This window comes from uncultured Psychroserpens sp. (genome assembly GCF_947492715.1).
Lineage (GTDB): Bacteria > Bacteroidota > Bacteroidia > Flavobacteriales > Flavobacteriaceae > Psychroserpens.
On record NZ_CANLNS010000004.1, the window covers coordinates 232,695 to 254,495 of the forward strand.

The following is a 21,801-nucleotide window of genomic DNA, read 5'->3' on the forward strand; positions in this document are numbered from 1 at the left end:
TTTGAATACATTATATGATGTGGTTATCCTAACAGATAATCGCTACCTTAACGATTCTAAAACCGACACTTACAAACATAATGTCTACTATGAAGACCGTTTGGTGTATCATGCCCTAGAGCAACTTGGCTTAAAAACCTTACGTCTTGCTTGGGATGATATGTTTTTTGACTGGTCTACAACTAAGGCAGTCCTATTTCGTACAACTTGGGATTATTTTGACCGTTTTGATGAGTTTTCAGTATGGCTAGAAAAGGTTACAAAACAAACAACACTTTTAAATTCGGAAGCGATTATCCGTTGGAACATTGATAAACATTACTTGCTCGATCTACAAAATAACGGTATCCATATTGCCGAAAGTCATTTTATAGAGCAAGGTGCTCAAGTCTCCTTGACCCAACTTCACGATATTCTTAACTGGAAAGAAACTGTTCTAAAGCCTTGTGTTTCTGGTGCAGCTAGACATACTTACAAGTTAAATCGGGCTAACTTAGCCGAGCATGAAAGCCTCTTTCAAGAACTCATTAAAAACGAGGCTATGATGTTACAACCTTTTCAATACAACATTGTATCTAAAGGAGAAGTCTCTATGATGGTTTTTAATGGCACATTTACACATGCCATCTTGAAAAAAGCAAAAGATGGAGACTTTAGAGTACAAGACGATTTTGGTGGCAGTATTGAAGATTATACCGCTTCTTCAGAAGAAATTGCCTTTGCAGAGGCTTGTGTGAGAGCGTGTTTAGAACAACCTATTTATGCTCGTGTTGATATCTTTGAGGATAATCAAGGACGTATTGCGCTTTCAGAGTTAGAACTTATAGAACCCGAACTGTGGTTTAGACGCCATAAACCATCAGCTATGATGTTGGCCAAAGGGATTAAAGAAAAATTAGATTGAGGTGTTAACCTGAATTTGTATTCAAAACCTAATTAGAATTAAGATTCATTATTCAATACATTTGTAAAAACAATTTCAAAGTGCCTAAACCTAAAAAAATCTTTAAAATTATTGGAGGTGTTATCATTTTCTTTACATTACCTACACTCCTATTCTTTGCTTTTATGTATCTGAAATATGATGAAGATTTGCCAACAGGCGCGCAAGGAAAAGCTGCAGATCAACTTGCCGTTAGAATGCTTAACGCACTTAATTACGAGGCTTACCAAGCTACAGATTATATAGAGTTTACTTTTAAAAAGCGTCATCATTTCAAATGGTATAAAACTGAAAACAGATGCGAAGTGTATTGGAAAAATATAAAGGTGAATCTAGATTTAGCCAATCATGATAATTCTGAAGTTTTTGTTTCTGAAGAACCTTATTATGGTGAGGATCTACATGAGTTTATTCACAAAGCCGAAGATTTATTTAATAATGATACATTCTGGCTGGTAGCGCCTTACAAAGTGTTTGACGAAGGTGTAGAGCGTAGATTGATAAAAACAAATAACGGTAAAGATGCACTTTTAGTGACTTATACTAATGGAGGTTCTACACCAGGAGATTCTTATTTATGGCATTTTGACGATAACGGAAAACCTAAAAGTTATCAAATGTGGGTAGACATTTTACCTATTAACGGACTCAAAGCGTCGTGGTCTAATTGGACAACAACACAAACTGAAGCCCAACTTCCTACGTTTCATAAACTATTAGTTATAGGTCTAGAAATTGATGATATTAAAACAACTCCTGAAGTCAAAACAACTTATTATTATCCTTATAAAAACTTTATTGAAGAAGAAACATCAAAATTAGACGTCAGCTTGGATTCTTTAGACAATTTCAATGGACTTATTGACCGTCTTTCAGCGAACTGTAAAAACGAAAAAGAAACCATACTTAATTTTAAAAATGAGGCCTACAACTTTAAAGTAATGGCTAATTATAACTGTAACGTAGTTATATGCCACAAATACAGAAATATTCTTCAAATTAAAAATGAGACCTTAAGACATGCGGCAATTAATGATAAACCTCTAGATAGCCTATATAAGTATCTCCATATTCAAGCCACCAATAAAGGCAAAGACCCTAAATTCTCTATGAGTAAGAATGTTGTAGTTGTGCAAATTAGCCAAGACTCTTTAACTCCAATAACGCAAACAAAGTCTGTACTTATTAATTTGCTTAAAACATTTAATCAAATTAATAAAGAGCAAAACGATTCGTTGTCATTGTTTATAGATTTTCGTAAATATTTCATCACCGATTTTCCGGCACCACCGCCACCACCTGCTAATATTGAACCAATTCATTTAATAAATTAAGAATGAAAGAAATCTTTGATCTTACCTATAGATTTCTCATGTTTCTATCTCGATTAACAGGCTTTAGTTATAAAGAGATTAACATCATAGTTTGGTTTATTGTTATCCCATTTTCTTGGGCGTTCCTTATAGATAAAATAAGAGAGAAGCATTATTTTAAAATAGGCTTCGCTTTAATTACAACAGTTGTTCTAATCTTCACTAAAGATTTTCAAGAATTCTCCAATACACTATTCGAAGTCTCCGCAAATTTTCTGAGGCGTTTTGATGGCATAGGAAGTAATTACATAACGTCCTCAGTAATTATCTGTTTACTGATACCATGTATTATTTATATTATTTTGATTAGAAAGGCGTATTTTAAAAAAAGTAAGATCTAAATCATTTACTTTTCTGCCCTACAAACTGTTGCGATTTCAGTTTAAACAAAACATTAAATGTGGTTAAACTCCCATAACTACGAGTAATATATTGTTGCAAGTCAATCTTTTCTTGCTCATCTAGATTTTTACTAGAGTTAATTTTTTGTTCCATAACACGTAAGCGATCACGAACCATAGTAATCTTATGAAAAAACTGATTGATAGGCAGTTCCTTTCCTTGCAAACTTGTATCTCCTGGTTCCATTACGAGCTTTCCTCCTCTCCATTTATCTGCTATAGGTACCACCTCAGAAACATCACTCCAACGTTTTAATATATGAACAAGACTACTTTCTACTTCAGCAAAACTAATCGTATCCACATCATCTTCGCACAACTCTATCACCTCAAAATCACTGTCGATATCAATAGTCTCTAATCCGTTATCAATAAAGGTTACCCAGTAGTGTTTTGATGTCACATTGGTTACAACTCCTTTTCCGTACTCATTATGGTTGATTCTTGATCCTATTCCTAATAATTGCATTTGTATTCTAATTTTTTCCTGTTAATTTTTGTATAACAATGATACTAATAAAGCATAAGATTTACTAATTTTATAAGGTTGTCTCTAAAATCTACTTATGACCTTTACTAATTGAAATTCTATCTCAAATGAAATTAAAACATCTCTTCTTTTCTGTATTTGGCCTTATTATTTTTAACTGTCAATCTCAAGAGCAACACGTCTGTTCTTTCGAGCAACAAATTAACGTAAATCATGATCGCTGTGGCTATGTTGATGTTCCTAATAATTGGGACAACAAAAAGGATGGGACGACAAAAATAGCTTATATCGTTATTGCATCAACATCTGAAAACCGTAAAGACGATCCTTTAGTTTTTATTCAAGGTGGTCCAGGTGGTAGTGTTTTACCGTATGCAAACGTTTTCAGCGGATTAGCACTTGATCCTGATCGCGACTTTATTATGTACGATCAACGTGGTATTGGGTTTTCAGATGAAATTTGCCCTAACTTAAGTGCGACCTTTTTAGAAGTTATGTCTGCTGATATCAGTTTAGACAAAGAAGATGAAACTCTGCTAAGCGTGAGTTCGGACTGCATGAAATCTCTAAAGGATCCAAACTTCAAAATGGCGTTTGGCACAACTCAAAGCGCAAAAGATTTAGAGGCTTTAAGACAGCATTTAGGCTATAAGCAAGTTAATTTATTTGGCGGTTCATACGGAACGCGGTTAGGATTAAAATACATGGAGTTATATCCTAAAAGTATCAGATCATCTATTCTGTCTGGCCTGTTTCCTCCTGAAATAAGACTCTACCAGTACATATATACCAATTTAAATAGGTCGCTACAAAAACTCTTTGATACTTGTGCAAATGATAGCAATTGTGCCAGCAAATACCCAAATTTAAAAGAAACATTTGAAACTGTTTGTAAGCAATTAGACGACAAAGGACAATCGTTTATGATTAATGGGGACGAACTTATTTTGAATAAACAAGATTTCTTGTTACTTACCCAACAACTGTTGTATGACAGACAAACAATTGGGCAAGTCCCATCATTTATTACAGCATTTAAAACCAATGACACCTCATCAATTATCAGGTCAGTTCAAGCCTTTGCATCACGTTTAGGCGTTATCAATGTTGCGACATATTGGTCTGTAAATGTAAAAGACGAAGGGGCGTTTAAAAATCAAAAATTCATTGCTAAAGACGAAAAGAAACATCCAAGTCTAGCCAATGGTATTAGCCTTTTTGCTTCAGACCCAGAGGTTTTAGAACTTTGGCCTTCAAAACGAAATTCAAATACCAAAATGCTTCCTGTGGTTTCAGATATTCCAACATTTCTGATAAGTGGAGCGTGGGACCCAATAACACCGCCTTCAAACGCCGATAAAGCCGCTAAATCATTAAAAAATTCTAGCCATGTCGTTTTCCCATCAGATGGCCACTGTCCTATGAATAGTTGCTTCTTTCAAATGGCTCGAACGTTCCTAAACAATCCTATGCAAAAGGTAGACGATTCTTGTACAAAATCGTCACAACCAATTGTATTTAACTAGATAAATTATTTAAGAATCTGAAATACATCCTTGCATCTGAAACATTCCTGTGACTTTCATTCCTTTTGTTAAGGTTTCGAATCTCATGTTTTCTGGAGTAACGTACATATCAATAGTAAAAAAGTCTTTAATCTCGTCATTGGTGATTAGCCTAACAGTCATGATATAAGCTTTTAAACTATGATCATCTAATAGACTGGTCTCTCTAAAATCTTCAACGTCTCCTATAAAATCAAAGCACCCAAAATTTGGGATGTCTTTACTAGGAAAATATCCTGTAAACTCATCACTATATGACACTTCACCAGACTTATCATTAGTATGAATATCTAATACGAATGCAATACCGCTAATATGAATATCCAAGTTTTTCTCGGTAAGATACCTACTTCTATGTTCAGCATAATCGGTTGCATAATACCAAATCCCAAAGGTATCTCTTGCCTTACCCGAAACAATAGCTTCTAAATTGTCGACATTTTCCCATTCTTGAATATCACGATGTTCAACATCAACAACGTATTGTGTTTTAATCACAGGCATTAGTGTTATAGGATCTCCTGCTTTTAATACGCCTTTAAAATCCACATCATCAAAACTCACATTAGATGTCACAATCCCAGAGTTCTCATCATCGTCTACTCCAACCATCGCCAAGGCAAAATACTCTTTTAGTATTTGACTTCCGTCTTTATTATTAAACCTGTCAAAACCAAAAATTCCGCTCCAAGTATTATTTAAACCATGTGCATTAGATTTAGTTATTGTAAGTCCGATATCATTAGTAACCGCTGGGATTTCCATAGTAACTCTATCCTGGAAATAATCCTTCTCTTCGAGTTGTGTTTTAAAAACCGCATTATTTTCTTCGTGAGAATATCCAAATAGTCCGTGATAATTGATGCCCTCTTCATCAAAAGTGTAAGGCATAGCAATATGCCCTTTTTCAAGATGACTAAAACCATAGGCAATTGAAATAGATTTAAATTCGTTGTCTTGAAGTGCCACATCATGACTTTTATTTTCTGAATCAAACTCAGAGTGATATAAAATAGCATACGATTTAATTTGACCTGTCGCTAATTCTTTTTCAAAACGTTCTTTCATGAGTTCTACAACAACGTCCGAATTAAGTGAATAAGCACCACTCTCATCAAAAACATATAAGAAACCAACAAGCTCTCCATTAGGCTTTTCATATGCTGAAATTGGAGCATAATTACCCTGCTGTTGCATTCCTGTATAACACATCAAATAAGCATAATAAGGTTCTAACGGTTTAAATAATTCATTTTCAGAAGTATGTTCTGTCTTGTTATTTGGTGTGTTTTTGCTGTTTTTTTTATTGAAAAAATCGAATAATCCCATACTAGTTTTCTATTGAAAATTACAGAAACCAAGGTAATAAAAAGCACAAATTTTTAACCATAAAGTGTCTAAAATTTAGAACAAACTTTTAACAAAACCCTAAATGACTCAGGCTTACTTTTTAAGCCTAAAATCAGTACCTTTGCAACTTTGCTATTTAAACAAACAATTTCAATATCATTTATGACCAAGTTTGACGACGCTATTGAGGTAAAAGGAGCCAGAGTACATAACCTAAAAAACATTGATGTTACAATTCCTCGTGAGCAATTGGTCGTGATTACTGGTCTATCTGGTAGTGGAAAATCATCGCTCGCATTTGATACTATTTATGCCGAAGGTCAACGTCGTTATATTGAAACCTTCTCAGCTTATGCACGTCAGTTTTTAGGAGGGTTAGAACGTCCAGATGTTGATAAGATTGACGGCCTTTCACCTGTTATTGCCATTGAGCAAAAAACAACAAGTAAATCTCCACGTTCTACTGTGGGAACCATCACCGAAATTTACGATTTCCTGCGTTTGCTCTATGCTAGAGCTAGCGATGCCTATAGCTACAATACTGGAGAAAAAATGGTGAGTTATAGTGACGAACAAATCAAGGAACTTATTAAAGATAGTTACAAAGGAAAACGCATTAACGTATTATCTCCTATTGTGCGTTCTCGTAAAGGTCATTATCGTGAACTTTTCGAACAGATTGCAAAGCAAGGGTTTGTCAAGGTTAGAACAGATGGCGAAATTCGGGATCTTGTTAAAGGAATGAAACTAGATCGTTACAAAACACACGATATCGAAATTGTTATTGATCGTCTAAAAATTGATGATACTGACGACAATGACAAGCGCCTTACCGAAACAATAAACACAGCCATGTATCATGGTGATGATGTGCTTATGGTTCTTGACCATGACACTAATGAAACGCGCTATTTTAGTAGAAATTTAATGTGTCCGTCCTCTGGTGTTTCTTACCCGAATCCGGAGCCAAATAATTTCTCTTTTAACTCTCCAAAGGGCGCATGTGCCACCTGTAATGGTATAGGTACTTTGTACCAAGTTAATGAGAATAAAATTGTACCAGACGAGGCCATATCTATTAAAGCAGGTGCTTTAGCTCCGCATGGACCACAAAAAAACAGCTGGATATTTAAACAGTTCGAAACCATCGCTCAACGCTTCAATTTTAATCTAAGTGATGCCTTTAAAGACATTCCTGAAGAAGCCAAACAAATGATTTTGTATGGTGGCAACGATAAATTCTCAGTTGAAAGTAAAACCTTGGGCGTTACTCGTGAATACAAAATAGATTTTGAAGGTGTTGCCAATTTTATCGAAAGTCAATATAAAAATGCCGAAACAACGTCTTTAAAACGTTGGGCAAAAGATTATATGGACAAGGTAAAATGTCCAACTTGCGAGGGGTCACGTTTGAGAAAAGAATCCTTATATTTTAAAGTTAACAATTTAAATATTGCCGAATTAGCGCATAAAGATATTGTTGATTTAGCAGATTGGTTTAATACCATACATGAAAATTTAACGGATAAACAATTCAAGATTGCAGAAGAAATAATTAAAGAAATTAAAGCGCGATTGCAATTTTTATTAGACGTTGGTTTAAACTATTTATCACTTAATAGAAGTTCAAAATCGTTATCTGGTGGTGAAGCTCAGCGTATTAGATTAGCAACCCAAATTGGGTCACAATTGGTAGGTGTGCTTTATATTTTGGATGAGCCTAGTATTGGATTACACCAACGCGATAATGAAAAACTCATCAATTCACTGGTAGCACTTAGAGATATTGGAAACTCAGTCATCGTTGTTGAACATGACAAGGATATGATAGAACGCGCAGATTATGTCATTGATATTGGACCTAAAGCAGGAAAATATGGTGGTGAAATTATAAGTATTGGTGGCCCGAAGGAATTATTAACACATAACACCTTAACAGCAGATTACCTTAACGGAACGAAAGAGATTCCTGTTCCTAAGAAACGTCGAAAAGGCAATGGTAAAACTATAGAGCTAAAAGGTTGCACAGGAAATAATCTTAAAAACGTTTCGGTGAAATTTCCTTTAGGAAAAATGATTGGAGTTACTGGAGTTTCAGGAAGTGGCAAATCAACACTTATTAATGAGACCCTCTACCCTATTATGAACGCCTATTATTTTAATGGTGTTAGAAAACCTATGCCTTATAAGAGCATTAAAGGATTGGAACATTGTGATAAGGTTATAGATATCAACCAATCTCCTATTGGTCGTACACCTCGCAGTAATCCTGCTACTTACACAGGAACATTTAGTGAAATACGAAGTTTATTTGCCAAAATCCCTGAAGCCATGATACGTGGTTATAAACCAGGACGTTTCAGCTTTAATGTTAAAGGAGGTCGTTGTGAAACCTGCCAAGGTGGTGGACTACGCGTTATCGAAATGAATTTCCTTCCAGATGTCTATGTTGAATGCGAGACATGTCAAGGAAAACGTTTTAACAGAGAAACCTTAGAAATTCGCTATAAGGGAAAATCAATAAGTGATGTTTTGAATATGACCATTTCCGAGGCTGTAGATTTTTTTGAACACATTCCGAAAATTTATAAAAAACTCAAAACGATAAAAGACGTCGGATTAGGTTACATTACACTTGGTCAACAAAGCACAACACTTTCTGGTGGAGAAGCGCAACGTATTAAATTAGCTACAGAATTAAGCAAACGTGACACAGGTAATACCTTTTACATACTCGACGAACCAACAACAGGTTTGCATTTTGAAGATATACGCGTTTTAATGCTTGTGCTCAATAAATTGGTAGATAAGGGCAATACGATTTTAATTATTGAACACAATCTAGACGTCATTAAAATGGCAGATCATATTATTGATATTGGTTATGAAGGTGGTCAAGGCGGTGGAAATGTAGTCGCTAAAGGAACACCCGAAGAAATTATAAAAGATAAAAAGAGTTACACTGCGAAGTTTCTTAAAAAAGAACTAAATTAGCAGGTTGACTTAAGTTTAAAAATAAAGACAAAGTATATATATGAGAAAAGAACAACATCACAAAGGTTGGAATGAGATTAAAACAAATGACTCTTGGGCAATTTTTAAAATCATGGGTGAATTCGTAAATGGTTACGAAAAACTTAGTAAAATTGGACCATGTGTCTCTATTTTTGGTTCGGCTAGAACAAAGCCAGATCATAAGTATTATAAATTAGCAGAAGAAGTTGCCTCAAAAATAGTAGAACATGGCTATGGTGTTATTACTGGTGGTGGACCAGGTATCATGGAAGCTGGTAACAAAGGGGCTCATATTGCTGGCGGAACGTCGGTTGGGTTAAACATAGAATTACCTTTTGAACAACATGACAATCCATACATTGATAATGATAAGAGTTTAGATTTTGATTATTTCTTTGTGAGAAAAGTAATGTTTGTTAAATACTCACAAGGTTTTGTTGTTATGCCAGGAGGCTTTGGAACACTTGATGAACTTTTTGAAGCGATTACCTTAATTCAAACAAATAAAATTGAAAAATTCCCAATTATCCTTGTCGGTACCGAGTTTTGGAACGGCTTAATGGATTGGGTTAAACAAACCTTACTTGAGGCACATAATAATATTAGTGCTAAAGATTTAGATTTAATTCATGTTGTAGATACAGGAGATGAAGTGATTAGCATACTCGATAAATTCTATAAAGAGTATGGCCTGAGTCCTAATTTCTAAATAGACAACTACAAAATTTCAAGATTACCGCTATGATTAAGAAATTATGTCTTACTGTTTTTTCGTGTGCCTTAATGTTTCAATCACTTAATGCGCAGGAAAACTTTAAACTTATGTTTTATAACGTATTAAATTTTCCGCTTGGAAATGCAGTTCCTAATCGTTTACAATACCTAGAATTGGTACTCGACGATTATAGGCCCGACATATTTATGGTTTGTGAATTGAATAATTTAAACGGAGCGAACACTATTTTAAGTTCATTGCAATTTATAAATTCAGATTACCAAAGTGCAACTTTTGAACTTAATACCTCAGACGACACTGGAAGTAATCAAAATGACTTACAACAGTTGCTTTATTACGATAGCTCAAAATTCATTTTGGAAAGTCAGAATGCAGTTACTACTATTTTTAGAGATTTCAACCATTATAGGCTAAAACTTAACTCGATAAATCAAGGTTCTAACCCTGTCATATTAGATGTTATCGTGTGCCACTTAAAGGCCTCTCAAGGTGTTGATAATCAAAATTTACGTTTGCAAATGGTAAATGATTTGACAGCTTATCTCAATTCATTTCCAGCAAATAGTAATGTTGTGTTAGCTGGAGATTTTAATGTATATACCAGTTCAGAGCCTGCATTTCAAGAGATTATTGATACAGCCAATAATAATACTATAAAATTTATTGACCCTGCAAATCGCATTGGGAGTTGGCATAATAACTCTAATTATATTGATGTTATGACACAGTCTACAAGAACTCAAACAGGCTTAGGCGGTTCTACTGGTGGTTTTGATGATCGATTTGATTTTATAATGACCTCTTCAATAATGAGCAGCAACCCAGAATTATCATATGTAGATGGGACTTATGATGTTTATGGAAACAATGAAAATCCAACATGCTATAACCAAGAAATTAACTCTTCTGATTGTTCTGGCACAGACTTTTCATTTAACATTAGAGATGCCTTATACAATTTTAGTGATCATCTTCCCGTTACATTAGAACTCCAAACCAATCAATCGCTAAGTGTTAGTGATAATTTGGTTGAAGATACCATCTCTATTGTTGGCACAAACGTTGTTGATGAAACTCTAAAACTTAAAATCAAAGGGAGCTTGCAGCAACAAATATCATTATCGATATTTAATAGCTTAGGACAGGCCGTAAAAACCATTAACGTAGATAATACGTTAATACAAATAGACGCTTCGCAGCTTGCTGCTGGCATATATTATATAACAAGCTCTAAATTTCAGTTTGAACCTTTAAAATTTATAGTCGCGCATTGAAACTAAATCGGGTTTTATTTATTGGTCTTCTTTTATGGAGTACGCTTGCTACTGGTCAAAACAAAATCGACCTGAAGGCTGCTATAGATGTATACACTAAAACCATAAAAATTGATCAGCGTATTGTATATCACAATGAAAGCAATGATACGTTAAGATCTATTTATTTAAACAATTGGAATAATGCTTATTCAACCAAAACAACACCTTTAGCCAAACGTTTTACCGAAGAATTTAATGATAAATTTCATTTTGCAAAAAGTGAACAACGTGGCTTTACACTAATTACTAAATTAGAAGATAACGCCAATCAAACCTTAACATTTTCATCACTTAAAGCACATCCAGATATTTTAAAGGTAAACCTTAAAACCCCTATACTACCTAATCAATCGTATGATATTACCCTGAGTTATAATGTTGTCTTACCCGATGATAGTTTTACAGGTTACGGTATTACTCCAGAAAAAGACTTTAACCTTAAATATTGGTACATCACTCCGGCTGTTTACGATGGGCAATGGCAATACTATAGCAACAAAAACCTTGACGATTTATATATTCCTGCTGCAGATTTAACGTTTCAAATTGAGTTCCCTTTGAACTATCAACTCATTTCCGAACTCAACACTATTGATATTAAACAAACTAAAGATTATCAAACGTTTTATCTCTACGGAAAAAATAGAGTAAATACCCAGTTGATACTAACAAAGTTTTCAGATTTCAAATTTGTACAAACTGATGATTTCACTATTTTCTCTAATTTATCTAATGAAGGTGTCCCTTCCGAAGAAAAGGCATTGATTACAGATAAGGTTACACGTTTTATTACGGAACATTTAGGAAAGTATCCGCATGAACGTTTATTAATAACCAAAGGGGATTACAAAAAAGATCCATTATACGGATTAAATCAGCTTCCAGATTTTATCAGACCTTTTCCAGATAACTTTCAGTATGAACTAAAACTTTTAAAAACTGCTTTAAATAATTATTTAGAGAATACCTTATTAATAAACCCAAGAAAGGATTATTGGCTGCGTGATGGTATTCAAATTTATTTCTTGATGAAATATGTCGAAACGTACTATCCTGACACAAAATTGTTGGGAACATTAGCAAACATTTGGGGCATACGTTCTTTCCATGCCTCTGATTTGGATTATAACGACCAGTTCAAACTATTTTTTATGCAAATGGCCAGAACTAATCGTGACCAACCACTTACGACATCCAAAGACTCCTTATTGAAATTTAACGCCAACATTGCTGGAAAATATAAAGCGGGTATTGGTTTACGCTATTTAGATGATTTCATTAACGAGGATATCATGGAACAAAGTATTTCAGAATATTTAAAGACCAATCAGTTAAAAATTACGAATTCAGAATATTTCCAAAACCTCATCACATCTAAAACTCCAAAAGATATCAATTGGTTTTTTAAAGATTATGTTGACTCAAGAACAAAAATTGATTTTAAAATAAAAGATGTCGAAAAGACCCAAGATTCTATAACACTTACTATTAAAAATAAGAGAAAAAACACAATGCCTATATCTTTATTCGCACTGAATAATGATTCTGTCCTTTCTAAATCCTGGATTGAAAATGTTGGCGGCCTAAAAACCTTAACCATTCCTCGAGATAGCACTAACAAGTTGGTTCTCAACTATGATAATACAATTCCCGAGTTTAATTTAAGAGATAATTACAAATCATTAAAAGGTTTCTTTTTTAACAACAAACCTTTTCAGTTTAGGCTTATCAAAGACGTAGAAGACCCAAATTACAACCAAGTCTTTATCATGCCTCAAGTAGAGTTTAGGAATATTTATGACGGACTAACATTAGGTGCCAAATTTTACAACAAAACGGTACTCAGAAAAAAATTGAATTATAAAATATCTCCTGTTTATGCTACAAAATCAAAATCGATAACTGGTAGTAGTAATATTTTTTACACTCACTTTTTAGAAGATACAGACTTATATAATATTACTTATGGCATATTTGCCAAATACAACTCTTTTGCCGAAGATTCGTTTGTAACGATTTTAACGCCTAGTTTAACCTTATTCTTTAGGGATAACAACGATTTTAGGTCTGATAAATCAAAATTTTTAAATTTAAGATACCTCAGCATTTCTCGAGACGTTGGTGAGAATGCTATCATTGATGATCTATTAGAACCTGATTATAGTGTATTTAATATAAGATACATTAGCTCAAATCCAGGACTGGTAAATTTCAACAAATGGTACTACGACGTTCAGTTTGCAAAGAAATTTGGAAAGGTATCTCTAAATTACGAATACAGGAAGTTATCAGAGTCAAATAGGCAATTTAACGTACGGTTATTTGCAGGAACATTTTTATACAACAGAACCGATACGAACTCAGACTATTTTAGCTTTGCTCTAGACAGACCAACAGATTATCTCTTTGATTATAATTATTTAGGTAGGTCTGAAGCCTCTGGAATTTTCAGTCAGCAAATTATTATTGCAGAAGGTGGTTTTAAATCTAAATTAGAAACGCCTTTTGCCAATCAATGGATGACTACTGCTAATGTAAGTACAACCATTTGGAAATATATAGAAGCCTATGGTGATGTTGGTTTGGTTAAAAACAAAGGCGTTAGTCCTGCTTTCGTATATGACTCCGGAATCAAACTAGACCTCGTTACCGATTATTTTGAATTATACTTTCCTATCTATTCTAATTTAGGTTGGGAAATTGGACAACCTAATTACGATCAGAAAATTAGAATCAAATTTACAGTAGACCCTCAAGCTTTATTGGGTCTTTTTAGAAGAAAATGGTATTAACATATTCTTAGCTAGAATGTCTTTTTTTGAGCTTTTTTAAAAATATTATAAAAAAAGCATCATTTTTTTGACAAATCTTTAATAATATAACAATATCCAATGTTGTAACATAAGCAAAAAATAGCTAAATTTGCAATGCTGTCTTCAGAAGAAAACACGCATCTCGCAAAAATAATTCACAACTATGTCTACAAAAACGAAAGCTACTACCGATATGACTTTTGAAGACTTCAAAGATGAAGTCTTAAACGATTATAAAATCGCAACTACAAGTAGAGAATGTAGTTTGTTAGGTCGTCGTGAAGTACTTACGGGTAAGGCAAAATTTGGAATCTTCGGAGATGGTAAAGAAATACCGCAATTAGCATGGGCCAAAGTATTTAAAAATGGGGATTTTCGTTCGGGATACTATCGCGATCAAACCTTTATGATGGCTATAGACAAACTTAATATCCAACAATTTTTTGCAGGGTTATACGCGCATACTTCTATTGAAGCCGATCCAATGAGTGCGGGACGACAAATGGGAGGTCACTTTGGAACTCATAGTCTTGATGACAATGGTGAATGGAAAAATTTAACTGAGCAAAAAAATTCGAGCGCAGATATCTCTCCAACTGCTGGTCAAATGCCAAGACTCTTAGGTTTAGCACAAGCTTCAAAAATTTATAGAAACGTAGATGGTATTGACACTACAAAATTTTCAAAAGAAGGAAATGAAATAGCATGGGGAACTATTGGTAATGCAAGTACTAGCGAAGGATTGTTTTTTGAAACAATTAATGCAGCCGGCGTTTTACAGGTACCAATGGTGATTAGCATTTGGGATGATGAATATGGTATTTCTGTTCATGCTAAACATCAAACAACTAAAGAAAATATCTCAGAAATTTTAAAAGGTCTTCAAAGAGATAAAGACAATAAAGGTTATGAAATTCTCAAAGTAAACGGCTGGGACTATTCTGCTTTAATCGACACCTACCAACAAGCCGAGAAAATTGCTCGAGAAGAACATGTACCAGTCATGATTCATGTAGTAGAACTCACTCAACCTCAAGGCCATTCAACATCAGGATCTCACGAACGTTATAAAAGCAAAGAACGCTTAGAATGGGAAAGGCAATACGATTGTATCGTTCAAATGCGCCAGTGGATGATAAGCAACAATATTGCAACTGAAGACGAATTAGACGCCTTAGATAAAACCATTAAGAAACAAGTTAGAGATGGAAAAAAAGCCGCTTGGAATGCTTATCTTGAACCAATTTTAGATGAACAATCACAAGCGATTACATTAATTACTTCTGTTGCAGAGTCTAGTGCTAACAAAGTGTTTATTTCAAAAATCATAAACGATTTAAAGGACATAAGCGAGCCAGGTAGAAAAGACATTCTTTCTGCAGCTAGAAAAACATTACGTTATCTTGTTGGTGAAACATCTACTGAAAAAGTGGCGCTTCAAAATTGGATCAATGCTTATATCGAAACTGTACAACCAAAATATAGTTCACACTTATATAGTGAATCCAAAAAATCTGTTTTAAATGCTTCGGAAATCGAACCAACCTATTCGGACGATTCAGAGTTAGTTGATGCGCGCTTAATCTTGAGAGATAATTTCGATGCCATTTTCAATACTTATCCTGAAGCCTTAATCTTTGGAGAAGATTCTGGAAATATTGGTGATGTTAATCAGGGTCTTGAAGGTTTACAAGAGAAATATGGCGAATTGCGAGTGGCAGATGCTGGAATTAGAGAAGCCACCATACTTGGACAAGGTATAGGAATGGCTATGAGAGGATTAAGACCAATTGCCGAAATTCAATATCTAGACTATATTCTGTACGCTCTCCAGATTATGAGTGATGACTTAGCAACTTTACAATATAGAACAAAAGGAAAACAAAAAGCACCGCTAATTGTTAGAACTCGAGGCCATAGATTAGAAGGAATTTGGCATTCTGGTTCTCAATTGGGAGGTATTATTAACCTGGTTAGAGGAATTCATGTCCTAGTACCACGAAACATGACAAAAGCTGCAGGTTTTTATAACACGCTTTTAGGATGTGACGAACCAGCACTAATCATCGAGTGTTTGAATGGGTACCGTTTAAAAGAAAAAATGCCATCTAACATAGGTGAATTCAAAACGCCAATTGGTGTAGTAGAAACGATTAAAGAAGGAACAGATATTACATTAGTATCGTATGGTTCTACCCTAAGAATTGTTGAGCAAACTGCAAAAGAACTATTGGAAGTTGGTATAGACGCCGAAGTTATTGATATACAATCATTGTTGCCATTTGATATTAATCACGACATTGTAAAAAGCGTTGCTAAAACAAATCGTTTAATGGTCATCGACGAGGACGTTCCTGGAGGAGCTTCTGCCTATATCTTGAACGAAATCGTAAATACTCAAAATGCTTTTCAATATTTAGATAGTCAACCAAAAACATTAGCAGCACAATCACATCGTCCTGCATATGGTACTGATGGGGACTATTTCTCAAAACCTTCAGCAGAAGATATTTTTGAAGCCGTTTATGGAGTGATGCATGAAGTAAATCCAACTGATTTTCCTGAATTGCGATAATATAGGGTAATAAATTAGAGTCTTGATTAAACCTTTTCATCTAAAAAAGGTCTAATATCAAAACTAATTTATGCGAACAGTACTCCTACTTATAATTTGCTTATGCCTATTGTCATGTAGCAATGATGATAATTTGGTATCCATTACAGAAAACGACGTTTTAAATTTTTCGGATATCTTATCCATAGATTTTGAAAATTTACCAAACTACAGCAACCAAGTTATTCCGTCTTATATCACAAAAGACAATACCACGTTCGGTTCTAATATTACAGATGAAGCTGCAACTCTAGGTCGCGTATTATTTTATGATAAACAACTATCTTCAAATAATACAGTCTCTTGTGCTAGTTGCCATAAACAAGAATTTGCATTTAGTGATAATCTACAAGTGAGTAATGGTGTAAATGGGGTCACAGGAAGGCATTCTATGCGTTTGGTAAATGCCCGATTTTCGGATGAAACCCGATTCTTTTGGGATGAGCGCGCAGAAACTTTAGAAGTGCAATCAACAATGCCAATTCAAGATCATGTAGAAATGGGTTTTAGTGGTGAAAATGGAGACTTAAATTTTGGTGATCTTATTAGCAGACTAGAAAGCACCAATTACTACCCTGCCCTATTCAATTTGGCCTTTGGTGATACGACAATATCAGAAGATAAAATCCAACTGGCTCTAGCACAATTCATTCGAAGTATTCAATCATTTGATAGCAGGTTTGATGAAGGCAGATCTTTGGTTAATAATAATGGAACTCCATTTCCCAATTACACGCAACAAGAAAATTTAGGTAAACAGTTGTTTATGCAAGCTCCAGTTTTTAATAATCAAAGCCAAAGAATTGATGGCGGTATTGGTTGTGCAGGATGCCACCAAGCTCCAGAGTTTAGCATTGACCCAAACTCACTTAACAATGGCGTAATTGGTTCTGCCGATAATTCTGGTGCAGATGTATTAGTAACACGTTCTCCTAGTTTGAGAGATGTGGTAAAATCTAACGGCACAGCAAACGGACAATTTATGCATATTGGAGTAAGTAGTAACCTAGTTACTGTTCTTAATCATTACGATAACATTAATTTGGCAGGAAATAACAACCTAGATCCTAGATTAAGACCTAACGGAATAGGCCAACAACTGAACTTAACTCAAGATGAACGTGATGCCGTAATTGCATTCATTCAAACATTGGCAGGTAGTGACATTTACACTAACAACAAATGGAGTAATCCGTTTAATGATTGATGCTAATAGAGCCTCTGAGTCCTTAAATTCTATTATGGTCCTAAAAACAGTTTGAAACTCTAGGAAAAACATGTTTAAAATTCATTGCACTCGTAATGGATTTTTTATATTTATACGAAAGAGACTAACCTATGCTTTCAAAACAAAATAAAGAACAACTAAGAGGTACAATTTTCAGACATCTTGATGGTATTGCAACTGCAACTTCGGCATTTGCACTCAATAAAAAAGGTGTTCTAGATTATATCATTCAACATAAAAAAGTGCAACTTAGCACGCTCACATCAGCATTTAATGCGAACGAAGGATATCTAAACGTGGCTCTACGGATTTTAGCCTCACAAGGTTGGTTAACACAACATTTAAGCATTGAAAAAAATGAAGTCTTTTTTGAAACAAACGATCTAAGTGAACAGGCTTTTAAATATGTTCCATTATATGAAGAGGCCGTTAATTTACTTCACTACTCTGTTAGATTCCCGGAAGAACGTATAGGACCAGATGCCTTTAGCGCCTTAGAAAAAGTATTTCAGTCGTTCGAGCGTCAATTCGGAATTAATAGTCCCAGTGAAACTTCAGTAGAACATCAAATTTTAAAGCACATTGAAGGCTGCATTGTAGGTCCAATTATTGTACTCTTAGGTGTTAATGGACTATTTCATAAATATTTTATGGAAGCATCATTTACTGCCGAAGAATACCATAAAGACCCCGAAAGTTTTAAAAAAATACTCGATTTTTTTGCGCACTTAGGATGGTTCAATAAAAAAAAGAACACCTACCAATTTACAGACGAAGGTTTATTCTTTGCAAAACGAGCTAGTGCTTATGGTGTTACTGTTTCATATTTACCAACATTTATCCATTTGGATGATCTTATCTTCGGAAATGCAAACATCTTGAAAACCGAATCTCCAGATGATACCGAAAAACACGTTCATCGCGAAATGAATGTTTGGGGAAGCGGCGGAGCACACTCTACCTATTTTAAAGTTATTGATAGCGTCATTATTAAACTTTTTAATAAACCAATTGATGAACAACCGAAGGGTATTTTGGATATGGGCTGTGGCAATGGAGCATTTATTCAGCATATATTTGATGTTATAGAATATCAAACATTAAGAGGAAAAATGCTGGATGAGCACCCATTACTTTTAGTTGGTGCAGATTTTAATCAGGCCGCTTTAAAAGTAACTCGTGCTAACTTGATAAAAGCCGATATCTGGGCAAAGGTAATTTGGGGCGATATTGGAAGACCTGATATATTAGCTAAAGATTTAAAAGAAGATTATAACATTGAACTTAGAGACTTACTTAATGTTAGGACATTCTTGGATCATAATCGTATTTGGGAAGCACCAAAACATTCAACAAGTCGTGTAAGCAATTCAACAGGAGCCTATGCTACTTCAGGCCAAAGAATACCTAATAACTTGGTTGAAGATTCGTTATTAGAGCATCTCAATAAATGGAAACCTTATGTGGAACGTTTCGGTTTATTAATGATTGAATTACATACAGTAAAACCTGATCTTGTAGCAAGTCATATTGGAAAAACTGCAGCAACAGCATATGATGCAACGCATGGTTATAGCGACCAATATATTCTTGAAGTTGATGTATTCAATCGAGTTGCTAAAGAGGCTGGTTTATATCCTGATGAAAATTATGCTTCAAAATTCCCAAACAATGAACTGGCTACTGTAAGTGTCAATCTATTAAAAGGTAATTAACCAAACCATTATAACTATGAAAAAAAATTATACAGATTTAGCTTTACTATTGTTAAGACTAGGTTTTGGTGGATTTATGCTAACTCATGGTATTCCAAAATTGAAAATGCTCTCTGATCCCTCTGGTTTTCCAGATCCATTACATTTGGGATCTACAATATCCTTAATTTTATGTCTTATTGGTGAAGTTATTGCGCCTATTCTAATTATTGTAGGTTATAAAACAAAATTGGCAGCCATACCAGCTGCGCTAACCATGCTGATAGCCGCCTTTATCGTTCATGGTAAAGATGATTTAGCAACTAAAGAACTTGCTATACTTTACATGGTAGCATTTCTGGTTTTATTTTTAGCAGGTTCTGGTAAACACGCTTTAGACGGATTAAGAAAATAATGGAAGAAAACAAAACACTTGTCACGCGCGATTGGTTAGCTATAGAACGTACCAAACTCGCCAACGAACGTACTTTTCTTGCCTACTTTAGAACATTCCTCGTTTTTTTGGGAACCGGAGTTACTATTCTAAAACTTAAGTTTTTTTCAGACTTAAGGTCGTATGGCGTTATATTAATAATTGTGTCTGCCATTCTATTGTTCATAGGAATCTATAGATTATTTAAGGTTAGAAGAACTATTAGAAAGCATTATAACTTATAATAGATTTTGTAAAAAACTCATTACTATATCATTGTGGCGTAATTATTGTATTTTCGTCTGCTGTATCTTCTGAACACTTCAGAAGACACTACTTAAATCAATGAATTCTATTATGAAAAAAATTATCCTAATGGCCTTAATGGTCATCCCTATGGTAACTTATGCTCAAAAAATTAAAGTCAAAAAAGGGGTTGTCACTTTTGATGGCAAAGAAGTCGCTAAAGTAAATACAGAACTACGCGACAATTATTTATTTTCAACACTTTCTGGAGAGAAGGCCTTTGATGTTGTTTTTAAAGGATTATCTGCCTCTAATACAGAAGGATTTCAATGGCTAGAATTAACTTCTGCCAGTGGGCAAAAAACCGAAATTCCTTATGAGGTTTTAATGACTTCTTTTAGCTCTACCAAACTCATTATTAAGCTCCTTAGTGCCAAATACGGCTTGATTACTTCAAACGGAATTGACATGGCACAAGTAGACGATTTTTTTGCACAGGAGCGTGAAGTTCTTAGCGATAAATACATGAAAAATGTGGTCTCAGCAAAGGCAGATCAAGCCGAACGCAAAGCCAAAATTGGACGATATAACGCTTTTGTAAAAGACGATGGAACCATTGTTTTTGGAGGTTCAACAGGTTCGAAAATCATGGGACGTGTGTCTTATGGAAACAATACTTACAGCGTAATTGACTTAGATGGCATAACCGTTGGAACAGCAAAAGGGTGTTCAACGTGTACAACCGTAAAAGCTAAAACATTTACGGATGAAGAGTTTGAGTTTGATTATGGCTCAAGAACTATGATGACTGGACGTTTTTCGAGATCATTCGGACAAATATTTGTTGAGGAACTCTTGGGAAGAGACTATAAACTTGGTCGTGAGGCTAAAGCCTATAAAGCACGTTTACATAAAGAAAAAGTAAAAGTTGCTAAAGAAAATAGCGTTAACCTATATGGTGTTCCAGGAACAGTAATTGATGATGATGGGAAAAAATATACTGGAACGGTTTATATGATTTTTGAAAAACTTCAACTAGATCCTACTCAGCAAGAAAGTGACCTATACGACATGAATTCCATAGATAAATTTGGAAAATTTGTAAGCGTTAAATACAAAAATGATAAAGGTAGACCACGTACTAAAAAATTTGCTGCCAGAAATAATATTAAATTTTGTGCTAGCGATGATGGTGTAGAGAAGTGCTTTATGGGAATGAAAACCAAAGGAAATGCCCTTAAGAAATTATCTAATGCAGGTAGTTTAGGTTTTGACAACTCATATTTCTATGAAATCATCTACGATTCTAATGGCCACATGGTACTGTCAAAACCTGGAGAACCAAATACTTATGTTTTAAAATTTACCGACAAAAAGGTCGGTTTTATGATTGATGAACGTAAAAACGAGAAAATCTCTGCAGCTTTGGCTAAATTTATATCCAATTGTAAATCACTTTCAGAAGATTTAAATAACAACGAGTTTGACTTGAGTAATCTCGAAAACCTTAAAACAATTATTAATGAATATGCAACTTGTAAATAGTTGTATGTATTAGATAAACTAAAAAAAGGCTACCAAAAT

Annotated in this window: 16 protein-coding genes; 14 read left to right on the plus strand and 2 right to left on the minus strand. The window is 34.4% G+C overall.

The window, feature by feature from the left end; translation table 11 throughout:
• Position 1: 1 nt before the first annotated feature.
• From Q0787_RS12070 to Q0787_RS12080, 3 genes are all read left to right on the plus strand, one after another.
• Positions 2–904, plus strand: a complete 903-nt coding sequence (locus tag Q0787_RS12070) for a hypothetical protein (protein ID WP_298902968.1) — start codon at positions 2–4, stop codon at positions 902–904.
• 80 nt (positions 905–984) lie between these two features.
• Positions 985–2,277 carry a hypothetical protein gene (locus Q0787_RS12075; protein WP_298902970.1) on the plus strand — a complete coding sequence of 431 codons (1,293 nt, stop codon included), beginning with the start codon at positions 985–987 and terminating at the stop codon, positions 2,275–2,277.
• A 2-nt stretch (positions 2,278–2,279) separates the two neighbouring features.
• Complete coding sequence (locus Q0787_RS12080; protein WP_298902972.1) at positions 2,280–2,657, plus strand: hypothetical protein; 378 nt, start codon at positions 2,280–2,282, stop codon at positions 2,655–2,657.
• Between the two features lies 1 nt (position 2,658).
• Here Q0787_RS12080 and Q0787_RS12085 read toward each other — a convergent pair whose 3' ends face one another.
• Complete coding sequence (locus Q0787_RS12085) at positions 2,659–3,186, minus strand: hypothetical protein (RefSeq protein WP_298902973.1); 528 nt, start codon at positions 3,184–3,186, stop codon at positions 2,659–2,661.
• 128 nt (positions 3,187–3,314) lie between these two features.
• On the opposite strand from Q0787_RS12085, the gene Q0787_RS12090 reads away from it, so the two are divergent.
• On the plus strand, positions 3,315–4,733 hold the full coding sequence (locus Q0787_RS12090; protein ID WP_298902975.1) for an alpha/beta fold hydrolase: 1,419 nt from the start codon (positions 3,315–3,317) through the stop codon (positions 4,731–4,733).
• A 9-nt stretch (positions 4,734–4,742) separates the two neighbouring features.
• Here the strand turns inward: Q0787_RS12090 and Q0787_RS12095 are convergent, their stop codons facing one another.
• A complete protein-coding gene (locus tag Q0787_RS12095; RefSeq protein ID WP_298902977.1) occupies positions 4,743–6,101 on the minus strand; it encodes a hypothetical protein in 1,359 nt (452 codons plus the stop codon).
• A gap of 183 nt (positions 6,102–6,284) precedes the next feature.
• Here Q0787_RS12095 and uvrA point away from each other — a divergent pair, with 183 nt between their 5' ends.
• The 10 genes from uvrA (at position 6,285) to Q0787_RS12145 (ending at position 21,762) form a co-directional block, all read left to right on the plus strand.
• Positions 6,285–9,116, plus strand: coding sequence for an excinuclease ABC subunit UvrA (uvrA, locus tag Q0787_RS12100; RefSeq protein ID WP_298902979.1), 2,832 nt, complete (start codon positions 6,285–6,287; stop codon positions 9,114–9,116).
• Between the two features lie 40 nt (positions 9,117–9,156).
• Entirely contained in the window at positions 9,157–9,846 is a 690-nt protein-coding gene (locus Q0787_RS12105; RefSeq protein WP_298902980.1) for a TIGR00730 family Rossman fold protein, read from the plus strand.
• Between the two features lie 32 nt (positions 9,847–9,878).
• Positions 9,879–11,147 (plus strand): T9SS type A sorting domain-containing protein, encoded by a 1,269-nt coding sequence (locus tag Q0787_RS12110; protein WP_298902982.1) that lies wholly within the window; start codon positions 9,879–9,881, stop codon positions 11,145–11,147.
• The gene (locus Q0787_RS12115; protein WP_298902984.1) at positions 11,144–13,981 is read left to right on the plus strand and encodes a metalloprotease; all 2,838 of its coding nucleotides are present in this window, start codon (positions 11,144–11,146) and stop codon (positions 13,979–13,981) included. Before Q0787_RS12110 ends, Q0787_RS12115 begins: the two co-directional genes overlap by 4 nt.
• Before the next feature lie 184 nt (positions 13,982–14,165).
• A complete protein-coding gene (locus Q0787_RS12120; RefSeq protein ID WP_298902986.1) occupies positions 14,166–16,577 on the plus strand; it encodes a thiamine pyrophosphate-dependent enzyme in 2,412 nt (803 codons plus the stop codon).
• A gap of 70 nt (positions 16,578–16,647) precedes the next feature.
• A complete protein-coding gene (locus tag Q0787_RS12125) occupies positions 16,648–17,823 on the plus strand; it encodes a cytochrome c peroxidase (RefSeq protein ID WP_298902987.1) in 1,176 nt (391 codons plus the stop codon).
• A gap of 131 nt (positions 17,824–17,954) precedes the next feature.
• Positions 17,955–19,559, plus strand: a complete 1,605-nt coding sequence (locus tag Q0787_RS12130) for a class I SAM-dependent methyltransferase (protein ID WP_298902988.1) — start codon at positions 17,955–17,957, stop codon at positions 19,557–19,559.
• Positions 19,560–19,575: 16 nt separating this feature from the next.
• On the plus strand, positions 19,576–19,953 hold the full coding sequence (locus tag Q0787_RS12135) for a DoxX family protein (RefSeq protein WP_298902989.1): 378 nt from the start codon (positions 19,576–19,578) through the stop codon (positions 19,951–19,953).
• A complete protein-coding gene (locus tag Q0787_RS12140; RefSeq protein ID WP_298902991.1) occupies positions 19,953–20,216 on the plus strand; it encodes a DUF202 domain-containing protein in 264 nt (87 codons plus the stop codon). The genes Q0787_RS12135 and Q0787_RS12140 overlap by 1 nt, the downstream gene beginning before the upstream one ends.
• A gap of 112 nt (positions 20,217–20,328) precedes the next feature.
• The gene (locus Q0787_RS12145; RefSeq protein ID WP_298902992.1) at positions 20,329–21,762 is read left to right on the plus strand and encodes a hypothetical protein; all 1,434 of its coding nucleotides are present in this window, start codon (positions 20,329–20,331) and stop codon (positions 21,760–21,762) included.
• Positions 21,763–21,801 lie beyond the last annotated feature (39 nt).

What these genes read in the sequence shown, in the direction of transcription:
- Q0787_RS12080 (WP_298902972.1), top strand. Translation starts at nt 2,280, where the DNA reads ATGAAAGAAATCTTTGATCTTACCTATAGATTTCTCATGTTTCTATCT.
- Q0787_RS12085 (WP_298902973.1), bottom strand. Translation starts at nt 3,186, where the DNA reads ATGCAATTATTAGGAATAGGATCAAGAATCAACCATAATGAGTACGGA.
- Q0787_RS12090 (WP_298902975.1), top strand. Translation starts at nt 3,315, where the DNA reads ATGAAATTAAAACATCTCTTCTTTTCTGTATTTGGCCTTATTATTTTT.
- Q0787_RS12095 (WP_298902977.1), bottom strand. Translation starts at nt 6,101, where the DNA reads ATGGGATTATTCGATTTTTTCAATAAAAAAAACAGCAAAAACACACCA.
- uvrA (WP_298902979.1), top strand. Translation starts at nt 6,285, where the DNA reads ATGACCAAGTTTGACGACGCTATTGAGGTAAAAGGAGCCAGAGTACAT.
- Q0787_RS12105 (WP_298902980.1), top strand. Translation starts at nt 9,157, where the DNA reads ATGAGAAAAGAACAACATCACAAAGGTTGGAATGAGATTAAAACAAAT.
- Q0787_RS12110 (WP_298902982.1), top strand. Translation starts at nt 9,879, where the DNA reads ATGATTAAGAAATTATGTCTTACTGTTTTTTCGTGTGCCTTAATGTTT.
- Q0787_RS12120 (WP_298902986.1), top strand. Translation starts at nt 14,166, where the DNA reads ATGTCTACAAAAACGAAAGCTACTACCGATATGACTTTTGAAGACTTC.
- Q0787_RS12125 (WP_298902987.1), top strand. Translation starts at nt 16,648, where the DNA reads ATGCGAACAGTACTCCTACTTATAATTTGCTTATGCCTATTGTCATGT.
- Q0787_RS12130 (WP_298902988.1), top strand. Translation starts at nt 17,955, where the DNA reads ATGCTTTCAAAACAAAATAAAGAACAACTAAGAGGTACAATTTTCAGA.
- Q0787_RS12135 (WP_298902989.1), top strand. Translation starts at nt 19,576, where the DNA reads ATGAAAAAAAATTATACAGATTTAGCTTTACTATTGTTAAGACTAGGT.
- Q0787_RS12140 (WP_298902991.1), top strand. Translation starts at nt 19,953, where the DNA reads ATGGAAGAAAACAAAACACTTGTCACGCGCGATTGGTTAGCTATAGAA.
- Q0787_RS12145 (WP_298902992.1), top strand. Translation starts at nt 20,329, where the DNA reads ATGAAAAAAATTATCCTAATGGCCTTAATGGTCATCCCTATGGTAACT.